Origin of the sequence: Clostridium omnivorum (assembly GCF_026012015.1) — a bacterium.
In the GTDB taxonomy this organism is placed as follows: Bacteria; Bacillota; Clostridia; order Clostridiales; family Clostridiaceae; genus Clostridium_AX; species Clostridium_AX omnivorum.
In genome coordinates this window covers 2473171-2486735 of the sequence record NZ_BRXR01000001.1, presented here as the reverse complement: position 1 = coordinate 2486735, position 13565 = coordinate 2473171, and the positions used below count along the sequence as shown (strand labels likewise).

At 31.3% G+C, this 13565-nt stretch carries 10 protein-coding genes; 3 read left to right on the top strand and 7 right to left on the bottom strand.

The features are described from left to right. Window positions 1-29: 29 nt before the first annotated feature. The 5 genes from bsdE14_RS11885 to bsdE14_RS11865 form a co-directional block, all read right to left on the bottom strand. The gene (locus bsdE14_RS11885; RefSeq protein WP_264850153.1) at window positions 30-3158 is read right to left on the bottom strand and encodes an alpha-mannosidase; all 3129 of its coding nucleotides are present in this window, start codon (window positions 3156-3158) and stop codon (window positions 30-32) included. 24 nt (window positions 3159-3182) lie between these two features. Continuing rightward, window positions 3183-4118 (bottom strand): carbohydrate ABC transporter permease, encoded by a 936-nt coding sequence (locus bsdE14_RS11880; RefSeq protein WP_264850152.1) that lies wholly within the window; start codon window positions 4116-4118, stop codon window positions 3183-3185. A 20-nt stretch (window positions 4119-4138) separates the two neighbouring features. After that, window positions 4139-5068 (bottom strand): ABC transporter permease, encoded by a 930-nt coding sequence (locus tag bsdE14_RS11875; protein ID WP_264850150.1) that lies wholly within the window; start codon window positions 5066-5068, stop codon window positions 4139-4141. A 98-nt stretch (window positions 5069-5166) separates the two neighbouring features. Beyond that, complete coding sequence (locus bsdE14_RS11870; RefSeq protein ID WP_264850149.1) at window positions 5167-6723, bottom strand: response regulator transcription factor; 1557 nt, start codon at window positions 6721-6723, stop codon at window positions 5167-5169. A gap of 93 nt (window positions 6724-6816) precedes the next feature. Then, window positions 6817-8595: a sensor histidine kinase gene (locus bsdE14_RS11865; RefSeq protein ID WP_264850148.1), complete on the bottom strand. Its 1779-nt coding sequence runs from the start codon at window positions 8593-8595 to the stop codon at window positions 6817-6819. 228 nt (window positions 8596-8823) lie between these two features. On the opposite strand from bsdE14_RS11865, the gene bsdE14_RS11860 reads away from it, so the two are divergent. Continuing rightward, entirely contained in the window at window positions 8824-9504 is a 681-nt protein-coding gene (locus bsdE14_RS11860; RefSeq protein ID WP_264850147.1) for a YesL family protein, read from the top strand. 199 nt (window positions 9505-9703) lie between these two features. On the opposite strand, the gene bsdE14_RS11855 is transcribed toward bsdE14_RS11860, so the two are convergent. After that, the gene (locus bsdE14_RS11855) at window positions 9704-10120 is read right to left on the bottom strand and encodes a YbjN domain-containing protein (protein WP_264850146.1); all 417 of its coding nucleotides are present in this window, start codon (window positions 10118-10120) and stop codon (window positions 9704-9706) included. 321 nt (window positions 10121-10441) lie between these two features. Between bsdE14_RS11855 and bsdE14_RS11850 the strand changes: the two genes are divergently transcribed. Beyond that, window positions 10442-12325: a M48 family metalloprotease gene (locus bsdE14_RS11850; RefSeq protein ID WP_264850145.1), complete on the top strand. Its 1884-nt coding sequence runs from the start codon at window positions 10442-10444 to the stop codon at window positions 12323-12325. An 89-nt stretch (window positions 12326-12414) separates the two neighbouring features. On the opposite strand, the gene bsdE14_RS11845 is transcribed toward bsdE14_RS11850, so the two are convergent. Next, window positions 12415-12939 carry a hypothetical protein gene (locus tag bsdE14_RS11845; protein ID WP_264850144.1) on the bottom strand — a complete coding sequence of 175 codons (525 nt, stop codon included), beginning with the start codon at window positions 12937-12939 and terminating at the stop codon, window positions 12415-12417. A 142-nt stretch (window positions 12940-13081) separates the two neighbouring features. Between bsdE14_RS11845 and bsdE14_RS11840 the strand changes: the two genes are divergently transcribed. Continuing rightward, window positions 13082-13477, top strand: coding sequence for a PPC domain-containing DNA-binding protein (locus bsdE14_RS11840; RefSeq protein ID WP_264850143.1), 396 nt, complete (start codon window positions 13082-13084; stop codon window positions 13475-13477). Window positions 13478-13565: the final 88 nt, after the last annotated feature.

Here is a 13565-nt window from a genome sequence, read left to right as displayed (position 1 = left end):
TTTCTGAAGCTTTAATCATATCAGTTAAATTAAGCCTTTAGCTTAACCTTAAAGCTCTTTATCTCGTATGGCTTAAGCTCGAAGCTAAGCTTATTGCCTTCAAAGTTTACAGGCTCCATGTCCTTTTCCATAAGATTGCATTCTACTGCCTCTTCTATATTCTTTAATAATTCTATAGTTACATTGCTTCTCTTGTTGTAGCATTCATAAAGTCTTATTACTAAATCCCCACTGTCTTCAGCCTTCTTTATAACCTCAATTATTGCATTATCTGAATTAATCTTAGCAAAGGAAGCTTCAGCAGGAAGTTCTCCAGCATGTTCTTCTTCTACCTTTGTATATAGAGGTACATTTAGGTTATAAGCCATTTGTACGGTATTTCCTTGTCTCCAGTCTCCGCTGTGAGGATATAGAGAATAGGTGAAGTTATGCTCCTCTTGATCTGTAGTAGGATTTGGTTCTATGCCGCTCTTTATAAGAGTTAATCTCATAACTCCTTCTTTAATGTCATGTCCATATTTGCTGTCATTTAGAAGGCTCACACCAAAGTCTCCCTCAGAAAGGTCTGCCCACTTTTGACCGCATACTTCAAATCTTGCTGTATCCCAAGAAGTATTCTGGTGAGTAGGTCTTTCTACATTTCCATATTGTATTTCATAGGTAGCTTTATTTGTATTTATGTCTATTGGGAAGGCTGCCTTTAAAAGCACTTGATGCTCTTTCCAATCTACATAAGTTTTAAAGTCTACTCTGGACATATCATTATATATACAAACCCTTTGGATTATAGTTGAATCAGAAAACTTTCTTGTAAGCTTAAGAGTTGATCTTACTGGTCCCTTTTCTATAACTTCAACGCTTTGAACATCATCTACCTTCCAAAGCTTTTCATCATAGTATATATCTATATCCCAGTTATCAAAATTCATAGGCTTGTCTTCAAAAGCTTGAAGCACATTACCTAGCTCACCATTCTTTAATAATTCTCTATTGTTTACCTTATCATAGAAGGATTTAATTTGTCCTTTATTATCAAACTCTAGTCTTATATATTTATTTTCTGCTGCTTCATTGCTAATTAAAACTTCCGATGCTGCTTTTGAAGCATCAGTAATCATATAAGACTTGTAACCATTAGCAGGAACATTTTCTGCAAAGAATATAGCCTTCTTTCCTTCTGTTCTCTGGCAGATTACTTTCCTTCCAACTTCATCTATAAGAGCTGGGTTCGTTATTCCCTCTGGAATCTCAAATTCAGCAATGTCATTTCTGTTAAAGGATAATGAGTTAAATACCATCACTGATTTTGATTTTACATTTACCTTTGAAGCTATTGCATCTACTGCTTCCTTTAGAGCCTTATTTCCATTGCCTATTATTTCTTTATATTCTTCCTTAGTAACCTCATAAACTTCCTTTATTGAAGACCCTGGAAGTATATCATGGAACTGATTTAGAAGTATGTTTTCCCATCCCTTGTTTAAACTCTCTTGTGGATAGTTCTTGCCTAAAAGCATTGCAAAGGAGTTCATCTTTTCAGCTGTTGTATATAAATTTTCACTTATTCTATTGTCTCTCTTATTTCTAGCCATGGAGGTATAAGTTCCTCTATGATACTCAAGATATAATTCTCCTGACCACTTTGGAAGTCTCTTATTTCCCTTTACCTTCTTTTCAAGCTTTTTAAAGTAATCCCTTGATGTGCCCATTTCCACCTTTGGACATCCTAGTATACCTTTATTTAATCTCTTAGCTACTTCAAGCATTTCATAGGTAGCACCACCGCCGCCATCACCAAAGCCATAGGAAACTAGTACATCATTGTTTATTTCCTTTTGCTGATATCTATCCCAAGCCCCTATAATAGCCCCTGGATGTATTTCTCCATTATAGGTTGTAAAGTGTGATTCTGGTTCCTGATATGGACCTTTAGTTGTTATAAAATGAGTTAATACTTCCGTACCATCTATTCCCTTCCACATAAAGGTATCATAAGGCACTTTATTAAATTGATTCCAAGCTATCTTTGTAGTCATAAAGTAGTTTACATCTGACTTTTTTAATATCTGTGGAAGTGCTGCACTGTATCCAAATACGTCTGGAAGCCAAAGTATTTCACTGTCCACTCCAAATTCGTCCTTAAAAAATCTCTTTCCAAATAGTATTTGCCGAATTAAGGATTCCCCAGAGGTTACATTACAGTCTGCTTCAAGCCACATAGCTCCTTCTGGTTCCCAAACTCCCTCTTTAACCTTTTCCTTAACTTTTTCATAAACATGAGGATGATCTTCCTTTAGGAATTTATATAGCTGAGGCTGACTGGACATAAATATATATTCAGGATACTCCTCCATAAGCTTAAGTACTGTGGAAAAGCTCCTTGCTACCTTTTCTCGTGTTTGAGCTACTGTCCAGTGCCAAGCAACATCTATGTGAGTATGTCCAACACAAGTAGCTATAGTGTCATTATGTCCGCATAATTTTTCATAGAATTCTGTTCTCATAAAATTGTTTGCTTCATCTATACTTGCATGGAACTCTTTTGAGAATGGCTTTCTTAAATCAAGAAGATTTATAGCCTCATTTAAAACTGAAAGCATATCTATCCTTCTCTTGTCTTCTTTATCTAGCTTTTCACATACCCATACTGGCACTTGAAGATTAAAGAAAAGTTCTCTTAAAGGTTTGTCTATTGTAACAAGTTCCCCATAGAGTGTACACTTTCTGTCTGCTACCATTCCACTGTAAGCATGCAGATCTATTTCGTAGGTTTTACCTGCTTCTGCATAGTCAGAAATTATAACTTCTCTGTGGTTTATATCTATTCCTTGAATATGCTCTCCATTTACATAGAGGATAAACTGAGGGTTTATTGCATCCCAGCCTTCATCAAAGGTTTTAAAGCTTAATGCTATAACCTTTCCTGCAAATTCTTCAGGTACAGTTACCTGGCTTTTTAACCAGCAGTGATAGTCTCTTCCTCCCCAAAGGTCTCCTGTATGAAATTCCTTCCACTGTCCTTCAGCTTTTTTTATGCCTTCCATACCAAGGTAGTTACCTTCAAGCATTTTATAATCATTTATAGATATTCTATTTGTGTATACATAATTTTTTAACTCACTGCATATCTTTTGAACTCTTTCTAATGCGTAATACATAAGTTATTCTCCTTTAAAATAAATTTATTCTTTTACTGCTCCAATAGTAAGTCCCTGAACAAAATACTTTTGGAAAAATGGATAAGCAAAAATTATTGGTGCTGTGGACAAAACTACCATAGCCATCTTTGCAGTTTCCTTTGGTAATTTCGCTGAGGCTTCAATCTGAGCCATTCCAAGCTTAGTAGCGTTTTGTGATAAGAATTCCATACTGTTTTCTATTCTCATAAGCATGTATTGAAGCGGTGTTAAAGATGCCTGATCTATATATAACATGGCATTAAACCAATCATTCCAATATCCTAGCGTTAAGAATAGAGCTATAGTTGCCATACCTGGCAATGAGATTGGAAGTACTATTTGGAAAAATAGTCTCATTTCACTTGCTCCATCTATCTTTGCTGATTCAATAACTGCATCCGGTACCGAGGTTTTAAAGAAAGTTCTCAGTACAATGATATACCAGGAATTCATACACATAGGCAGTATAAGTGCCCAAATAGTATTTTTAAGGTGTAAAAACTTTGTCATAACAAGGTAGGTTGAAACTAAACCACCACTAAATAGCATTGGTATAAAAGCTACCATGGTAAAGAATCCTCTATATGCAAAGCTTCTCCTAGATATTGCAAAAGCGTATGTAGAAATAAAGAATAGTCCTATAATAGTTCCAAGAACTGTTATCATTATAGTTACTCCATAGGACTTTAACAGCTGTGAGCTAGAGTTTATTACATAATCATATGCTGCAAGGCTAAACTCTTTAGGAAAAAAACTATAGCCATTCAGCTTTAAAGCTTTTTCGCTGGTAAAGGATATTATGGCAACAAATATAAATGGTATTACACTAAGCAGTGCAAAAATAGTTAGTATTATATTCATTACTACATTGGTATTTTTTGATATGCTTATAAATTTGTTATTATCACTAAAATCAACTTTATCTTTCTTTTTAAACATTACTATTTTCACCTCTCAGCCTAGAATAATGAATTTTCATTATCTATTTTCTTAACTATATAGTTTGAAAGCATAATTAATATAAACCCTACAACAGATTGATAAAGAGCTGCTGCTGAACTCATTCCTATTTCCCCAAGGGATATTAATCCTCTATAAACATAAGTATCTATAACATTAGTTACAGGGTATAGAGGTCCTGAATTCTTTGGGAGCTGATAGAAAAGTCCAAAGTCTGCATTAAATATCTTTCCTACTGATAATATGAAAAGTATTGTTATAACTGGTCTTAGTAGTGGAATTGTTATAAATTTAATTTGCTGCCACTTAGTGGCTCCGTCTATCATTGCTGCTTCATAATAGGTCTTGTCTATACCTGCTATAGACGCAAGATAAACTACCGTTCCATATCCTATACCCTTCCATTGGCTCATTAATATAATTATCCAAGGCCAATATTTAGTTTCCGTATACCAATCTATTCCCTTGTGTCCAAATAAACTAAGCAGGTGGTTTATATATCCCTTATCTACACTTAAAAATGCAAATAAACAGTAGCTTACTACAACCCAAGATAAAAAGTAAGGCAAGAACATCGCACTTTGATAAAACTTAGCCATTTTTTTATTCAAAAGCTCATTGAGCATAATTGCCATACAAACTGGTATTACTATTCCTAGTATTATAAAAACCAGATTGTACAGCACTGTATTCCTTGTAATTATCCATGCATCTGCGGATTTAAACAAAAATTGAAAGTTTCTAAGTCCTACCCATTCACTGTCAATAAGACTTTTAATAAAACCACTTCCTGTTACTCTAAAATTTTTAAAAGCTATAATTACGCCAAACATAGGTATATAGGCAAAAATTAAAAACCATATAGCTCCTGGTGCTGCCAATAATAAAAGTTCTCTATTGGCTTTAAATTTCTTTATAAACTTAGCCATTCCCCATCCTCCTCATTCCGAAAACGTTACCTTTAAGAATAATATAGCATGGTGGAATATTAGATTATAGTTGAGAAAATTTAGTTTTAATGTACAAATTATAGTTGGTAATTTTTACTACTCCTCATTGTGTTTGGTGATACTCCAAAGTGTTCCTTAAATTTCCTGTAGAAATAGCTGGCATCAATATACCCTATTTCATCAGCTATATCATTAATCTTCATATTGGTGTTCAATAGTAGATCCTTAGCTTTTTCATTTCTTATTCTATTTAAAAACTCAGAGAAAGGCTCGCCCACTTCCTTATTAAATATCTGACCTAAATAGGACGGGTTAATATTGTATTTAAAGCCTAAAGTTTTAAGAGAGATTTCCTCACTATAATTATTTTTTACGTAAGAAACCACCTGTTGAATTATAGGACTGAGCTTATTAGAAGTTATCTGCATTTTTGATATGAGTTCTATACTTTTTTCTATTATTTTATTTTTTATCTCATCAGTAGACCTTGAATTAAATATATATAATATAAGTTTTTTCAAATCCTCTTCTCCATTTTCATCTGAAAGCTTCAATTCCCTATTTATTCTATTTAATACATTAAGCATTCTTATTGCAGTATTTTGAATAAAGTCAGGAGTAACATTTTCATAGCTGCAGATGGTATTAAAGATATTATCTATATAAACTTCTATAGCATTAATGTCCTTACTTAACACCAGCTTGTTGAATTCTTCTATATCTACCTTTGCATTATCAGATTGATACTTTTTATTGTATTCACTGTAAGTTACTACCTTGTTATATCCATAAATTAATACATAATCTTGAAGAATAGCTGCAGAATCATAGCTTATACTTACATTTTTGCTTCCTCTCTCAGTACTTCCAACTGTAACAAATGAATTAATCTGTTTTTCTCTCATTAGCTTATCAACAAGCGCTTCCATTTGTTCCTTAAGGTAATTACACTCCTCCAAACTGCCCCCTTTAAGAAAAATAATATTATTATGCAAATCTCTAAAAACAGTACAACTTTTCCACTCTTCAGTCTCAGATTTTATATAGCTATATACACTATAAATATCCCCTGGCTGAAGCATTTCATTATAAAGCTTTAAAACAGCAGCAGTGTAGAAATTTAAATTAAGTGAAAGTCCCAAAATAAAATCTCTTTCCTCAAGTTCGTTTATACTTATGCTATTTATCACCCATCTATACAATATATTTTCTCTAAGTATCTCTAGCTTTTTCCCCTCTAAAACTGGTACTTCCGTGCTAACCTTAAGCTTATTGATTATATTTTCTAAGGTAGCCTCCAACTCTTCCTCATTTATAGGTTTTAAAATGTAATTTTCAATTCCTAAAGCTATAGCTTGTTTTGCGTAACTAAATTCATCATAACCGCTAAGTATAATAAATTTTGTACTGCTATTAATTTCTTTTATTTTCTTTATTAGCTCTAATCCATTCATTTTAGGCATAGTTATATCCGTTACAATTATTTCAACTGGATTTTCCTTAAACTTTTGTAAAGCTTCTTCTCCATTTAAGGCGGTATATTCAATGCTAAGCCCTAACTCTTCCCATTCTATCAAAGCTTTCAGTCCATTTAATATTAAAGCTTCATCATCAACAAGCATTACCTTATACATTTTAACCCTCCTTATAATCATCCCATGCACTAAAGGATTATTAATCCTTTTCCCCTCATATGAACTCAAGAATTGCTAATGGTTAGACACCTTTTATATCTCTTGTATCTCTTTAATTGGAATTGTTATGCTGATAATGGTACCCCCTTTATTACGACCTTCAACTAACAATCCATATTTATCTCCGTAAGCATATCTTATTCTTTCATGGACATTTAATAAGCCAATGGAATCACTATGTTCTAAGTTCTCCATTCTAGTATTAAGTTCCTGAATCTTCTCCTCACTGATTCCGGTGCCGTTGTCTTCAATATGAAGTATTATATCCTCATTCTGCTGCTCTACAGTAATTAAAATATAGTTGTCCTCCCTGTCCATATCTATTCCATGAATAATAAAGTTCTCAATTATAGGTTGAAGAGAAAATTTAATTATTTCCTTATCCTCTAGTTCTTCAGGGACCTCTATAAAATAATCAAACTTATCAAGATACCTAAATTTAAATAGTTCTAGATAGAGCTTGCAGTGGTATAGTTCCTGCTTTATAGGTATATATGTCTTTCCTTTAACCATGTTACGATAGAGTACAGCAAGATTATAGAGCATTTTCCCACTTTCCTTATCCCCATTGCTTATTGCCTTCATTCTTATAGACTCTAAAGAATTATATAAAAAATGAGGATTTATCTGACTTTGTAAAGCCATCATTTCCGCATTCTTTTGCTTAATTTCAGAAAGGTATACCCTGTTTACATAATTATCTAACTTTTCACACATATCATTAAAGCTTTCTGAAATCATAGAAAACTCATCATCTTCATTACCCGTACTTATCTTTACCTTAAAATTTCCTTTTTGAACCTCCTTCATAGCAATTATTATATTATTAACCCTTTTTGAGAGAGACTCTATTTTGAGGAAAACTATTATCTCCGCTATTATAATTAATAACAAAGCTACTATATAGCTTGTATTGATAATAAAGGCATTTCCATCCATTACATCATCCACTGGCAATATGCCCAGCACAATAACATCCAAACTACTGGTTGCCATATCTAAATAACTCAATTTATCAAGCATTACTGGCTTATCAGTAGTCTTAAGCATATCATTATAAGGATAGGCTGTATTGTTGTATTTTCCAGATGAATCATAAATAACCTGGCCATTTTTATTTATAACAATTACATTGCTTTTAGATTTTTCATAGCTTTTAAATATATAATTTAATCTATCTAGCTTATGCTGTATAATCATTGTACCAACTGTATCCAGCTTATCAGGATTCTTTATTTGACTAAACGTATAGTAAAAATGTTTTTGATTTTTATCATCCTTTGATTCTAATAAACTTACTAATGCCTTTTCGTTTTTCTCCTGATTTTCATCCACTGAAATCTTTTTACTGATATCATAAATATACTTTACACCGCCATTCTCATCAAAAATAGCCAGCCTATCATTTGAGAAGCTATAAAAAATAACGTTTTCAATATTGCTATTAAAATTGAAACAGCTTTTAACGTAGGAATTTATACCCCCATAAACATATCCTTCATAGTTATAATAATTATCCAATCTGTTTTTTATATAGTCTTGGTAATCGCTGCTTAAAAATCTCACAGTATCTCTAATTTCCAGAGGTTTTGAATAAAGACTGTTCATGAGTAATTTAGAGCTCTCATACTGCTCCTTGAAATATTCATCGGTATCATCAATAATTTTCCTATTAAAATATATTTGATTGCTTGTTATTGTCTTTTTTACATTATTAGAAATGAAAATTGAAAGTATAGACATAGCTACTATGATTACAGCTGAGTAAAATAAAAAAACTCTTCTAAAAACTTTATTGCTAAAGAACTTCATCCTTACCCCCATCCTTTTCATGTTAAGTGAATTAATTATATCATAGTGTTATAAACGGACAAATTTAAGTACCTCCTTATTCTAAATTATAATATTGTAGTTTTTCATAGTAGTGGACTTTTTCTATATTTCATGTATTATTTCTAGAAATCTCTTAACCTATGTAGTAACAAAAATAATAATAGATTAGAATTGTATTAAATTAAGGTGTTTAGGTGAGGAATGATTATGAAAAATAATTCTGGAATAGATGTTTTTATGAATATATGTAATTATGTAATGTGGTTCTTTATTGGAAATCTTTATTTTCTAATATGTAACTTACCACTATGCATTTTTTTCATATTTATAGGCATAAAAAATGTAGAAGCTGCCTTGCCATTATTCTTATTAGTGTCTCTGCCCTTTGGCCCAGCAGTTACTGCACTGTTATATGCAATGGGAAAACTAGTAAAGGAAAAGGATCTATCTATTACTAAATGCTTTTTTACTAGCTATAAAACTAACTTCAAGCAATCTTTATTGTTATGGACTTTACAGCTATTACTGCTTACAATTCTTCATTTAAATATACAATTTTTCAAATTCAGTGCCTTTGGATATCTGTTGATGCCATTTTTCTATATATCTATTGCTCTTATCTCAGTGTTAGGTTTATATGCCTATCCTCTAATAGCCAAATTTCATATTAGTCTTTTAGAACTAATAAAAGCTTCATTAACTATAAGTATTTATAAATTTCCTATAACTATAGGTAATATTATAATTCTCGTTTTTGCAATGATTTTAATAGATGCTAAACCTTCTTATGCAGTTCTTTTTATATCAAGTATAACCTGTTACCTTTTGATGTTTTTACAAAAAGATTTGCATAAGGAATTAGAACTCAAAAGTGCAAGCAATAGTTAATCAATAACCTTGCAGCTATTTTTATACAATTTTCTCCAATGGTGAAAACCCATGCTCTAGTCAATATCAATTAGCGCATGGGTTTTCATCCGTAAGGTTGCGCTATTTTAGATATAACAAATAAAGGCTAAGTTGAAATATCATTCAACTTAGCCTTTATAATTTCTACTAATAAATTAAGTTTTATCTATATTTACGATTAGGACCACATTGCTTTCATAAGTGTGGCATATTCCTCTTCCATAACGTTTAGAGAACCAAATAATAATTCCATAACAACTTCCTCTGAAAAGTTATTTGAAAATGGAATAAAGCTTGATGTCATAATGTTGTTATCTTGATCTAGTAAAAATTTATGATATGTATATTTCATATTTAAATCATTTAAAACTCTATACATATAGTCCTTGCGGGCAGTATTAGATAGAGAAACGTAATCTAATGCATAAACACTAACTAAAGTGTCTCCTCCAAAAATCACAAGTAGTCTTCCTGCAGGTCCTGACTTTAATTTTTGCTGAAATTGAAAAAATGTTTTCTCTCCTTCAGACCAAGTATCAGCATATAAATTATTTTTGTCTAAATATCCTTTGAAAAGTTCGGCATTTCTCATCATAATCTCTCCTTATTGTCAAATATAGTAGGTTGATATTTATTTGAGTTTATAATTCGATATCTTTCTATAAATTCCTTTATAATTCAAAAAAATTTAGAGATTTTGTAATAACATAATGCTTATAAAAAAAGCTAATACTTTTTTTCTACATTTTATTTTATTCTTTCTATGAATTTGTTACATTTTATCTTTTCAATTTATTTTTTAATTAATTTAAATAATATTTTCAAAGTTGTCATTTCATGCTAAAATTTATATAAATATAACATTATTCTTAAGCTGATGAAATTATAAATTATACTGACAGGCGGGTTGAGTAGTATGAAAAAAAGCATTAAATTCAAGGAAAAAGTTATAGGTACATTAGATTCATTATTAACGTTAGGAATGTTATTGCTGTATTTACTTGTGTTTATTTTTATAATCGCATTTCTAACTCTAGGCTTTGAGGGTGGAGATGGCCTCGCAGTAACAATAATAACTCTATCGCTATTTGAAGTTCCCTTAATAATTATATTTTATATGCTGTCAAAAATACTGTTTTCCATATTCTTTAGAAAAGATGATAAAGCAGATATGTTTGTTATAAACAAAAATGATTTCCCTCAGCTTTATGAAACAATTAATGATATAAGAACTATGTGCAAATGTCCTAAAATACATATAATTGCTCTAGATTACAGTAATAATGCATATATAAAAGAAGGGTCACGATTTTATATTTCAAAATGGAGAAAGAGATATCTAGTAATAGGTGTTCCCCTATTGCTTTTATTAAACGAAAAAGAACTCAAAGGTGTTATAGCTCATGAGTGCGGACACCTAAGTAAGCTCCACAGTAGAAGTGCGGAGAGAATTGCATGGAAAATAGATGGATTGAAAAAGCACTTAGATAAGTTAAAAAACAAGGGAAAACACACTTCTCTTATGGGCAGATTAACAAAAAGATATCTGATTATATTAAACAATCTATATTTCCAGCTAAGTAAAAACCACGAGCTAGAAGCTGATATTATCTCTTCTAAGGTTGTAAGCAAGCAAAACCTTATAAATTCATTAATAAAAATGTCCTTTTATGATGGTATTTTTAGCAGATACTTTTGGAACTACATAACAGAATTAAATAAAAAGGAAGAAAAAGTTCCTGATAATATCTTCATAATGATGGAAAGAGCCATGAAAGGAAATCTAGAAATTTCTGAAGAAGTCTATAAAAGCTTTTTAGAAGAAATAAAAAATCGCCACTCTTTACCAGGAAGTACTCACCCTTCTATTTTGGAAAGGGCAGAAGCCTTAGGTGCTTCATTACCTGCACTTGACGGAAGATTTAATGGAGATTTAATATCAATTTTTAAAGATACTTATGAGAGTGCAATAAGAACTTTGTTTAAAAATGAAGCAGATAATATATTAAACAATATGAGTGCCAAATGGTCAGAGCTTTCCAAGGAACGTTGGGAAGGGTATTATAAATACATAAATGAATTGAATGGTTCACTAGAAAAACTGGATGCCACAGAAAAAGAAACAGGATTAGATAGTAAGCAGTGGATTGATAAAGGTTTTATAGTTGAGGAACTTGAAGGCTTAGATGCCGCGCTTAAAGTATTCAAGGAAGCAGAAAACGCGGACAAGCAAAGTATTGGAGCTAGATTCCACATAGCTCGAATCCTACTTCAAACCGGTGATGATGAAGGAGTGGCTATCTTTAAAACCCTTATGGAGGAAGATATACAGATTATCCCTCAATGCTGCTTTCATCTATATAATTATTATTTATACAATAACAATAGAACTGAAGCAATTAACTATTATGAATACGCAGTAAAGTTTATGAAAACTAACGAAGAAGTAGTGGATGAAAGAAGCAATCTATATAGAAGTGATGAATTTATGCTTCATGATTTATCTTCCAGAACATTAGACAAGATAAAAGCTGAACTAGAAAAGCACAAGGAAATAAAGAAGGCATATATTTCTATAAAAAAATTAAATTTATCAAAAGACTTTCCTCTGTACATAATTGGAATCAAATATAGTAAATTCTGTAGTATGAAAAAGATTAAATCTATCCAAACTGATATACTTAATGCAATACACACTGTTGAAATACTTCCTTGGAATTTTAAGATTATTCCACTAACAAGAAAAAATATCGATATCGAATATAATTTGGACAGCATGGAAGGAGCTAGAATATTGTAAGCTTTAAAAGCATTACATTCATATATCCCATAAAGTTGGGAGCATACTTAGCTTTGTGTAAATACAAATCCAAGTATGCTCCTAATCTTTTAATTTCTTTCTGATTTATTTACCTCATAAAGCCAAAAAAGCATGTGATAGTAAAGATCCCCTGTCTCGCTGGTACAGCCATAGTCTATAAGCACATTAACACCATCTAAATTACCCCAGGAGTTTACTGCTATCACGTCATCATAGTATAAGTAAAATTCCTCTGCTAAAGCATTTATTTCATCTTCAGCTCTATCTTCATTTCTCACAGTTTTTAAGTCTAGAGTTTTACTATTAATTGTATCGGTTAGTGGCTTTGCCTTTTTCATTATAACTATTCTAGGTGAGTAATATAGTATAGGACATAGATATTTTTTCTGCTCTTCACTAGCTGTAGTATATACATAGTTTTCAATCCTATTTTGATAGTGTCCTTCCCTATCCTTAGCTAGTTTTAGTACAAGTCCATTATTAAGGTCATAAACCCTTCTGCTGATTCCTTCTCCTAAAAATTTATACTTCTTCCTTATTTCCTTATCCTCTAAACTCTCTAGATGTTGAAAATAATCATTATCTATGTTCAACCTTTTCACTCCAAAAATTAATGTTAGTTCACTTATATGAATTATAAAAATAAAATGTTACATGATAAATTAAAATTTTAAATATATGCTTATTAATATGTTATATAATGAAAATAGATTATTATTTAAAGGAGGAATATGTATGAAGTACTACGCCTTTAGACTACTGCCCGGAATGGATCTAAAAAAAGAAATTTCTAAATTTGTAATTGAAAATAATGTTAGTGCAGGTGTATTAATTACTTGCGTAGGAAGCTTAAGACACGCAAAATTAAGGCTTGCCAATGAGAATATAATTAGAGACTATGATGAAAAGTTTGAAATTTTATCTCTTGTAGGCACTCTAGGATTGGATGCTGTTCACCTTCACATATCTTTAGGAGATTCTGAAGGAAGGGCCTTTGGCGGTCATCTTCTTGATGAATGTATAATATATACCACTGCTGAAATTGTAATTGGCCACATTGAAGGCATAGCCTTTAATAGAGAGTTCAGCCCTGAAACTGGCTTTAAAGAGCTTGATATAGTAGCTATGTAACTAAAGTTAATAAAATTAAAAGTCCTATGATTTTATTTGTCATAGGATTTTCATTTAAAAACTATATATTTTCTGAAGCTTTTTATTA

Coding starts and splice junctions, on each gene's coding strand:
- bsdE14_RS11870 (WP_264850149.1), bottom strand. CDS start 6,723: ATGTATAAGGTAATGCTTGTTGATGATGAAGCTTTAATATTAAATGGA.
- bsdE14_RS11875 (WP_264850150.1), bottom strand. CDS start 5,068: ATGGCTAAGTTTATAAAGAAATTTAAAGCCAATAGAGAACTTTTATTA.
- bsdE14_RS11885 (WP_264850153.1), bottom strand. CDS start 3,158: ATGTATTACGCATTAGAAAGAGTTCAAAAGATATGCAGTGAGTTAAAA.
- bsdE14_RS11850 (WP_264850145.1), top strand. CDS start 10,442: ATGAAAAAAAGCATTAAATTCAAGGAAAAAGTTATAGGTACATTAGAT.
- bsdE14_RS11865 (WP_264850148.1), bottom strand. CDS start 8,595: ATGAAGTTCTTTAGCAATAAAGTTTTTAGAAGAGTTTTTTTATTTTAC.
- bsdE14_RS11840 (WP_264850143.1), top strand. CDS start 13,082: ATGAAGTACTACGCCTTTAGACTACTGCCCGGAATGGATCTAAAAAAA.
- bsdE14_RS11860 (WP_264850147.1), top strand. CDS start 8,824: ATGAAAAATAATTCTGGAATAGATGTTTTTATGAATATATGTAATTAT.
- bsdE14_RS11855 (WP_264850146.1), bottom strand. CDS start 10,120: ATGATGAGAAATGCCGAACTTTTCAAAGGATATTTAGACAAAAATAAT.
- bsdE14_RS11880 (WP_264850152.1), bottom strand. CDS start 4,118: ATGTTTAAAAAGAAAGATAAAGTTGATTTTAGTGATAATAACAAATTT.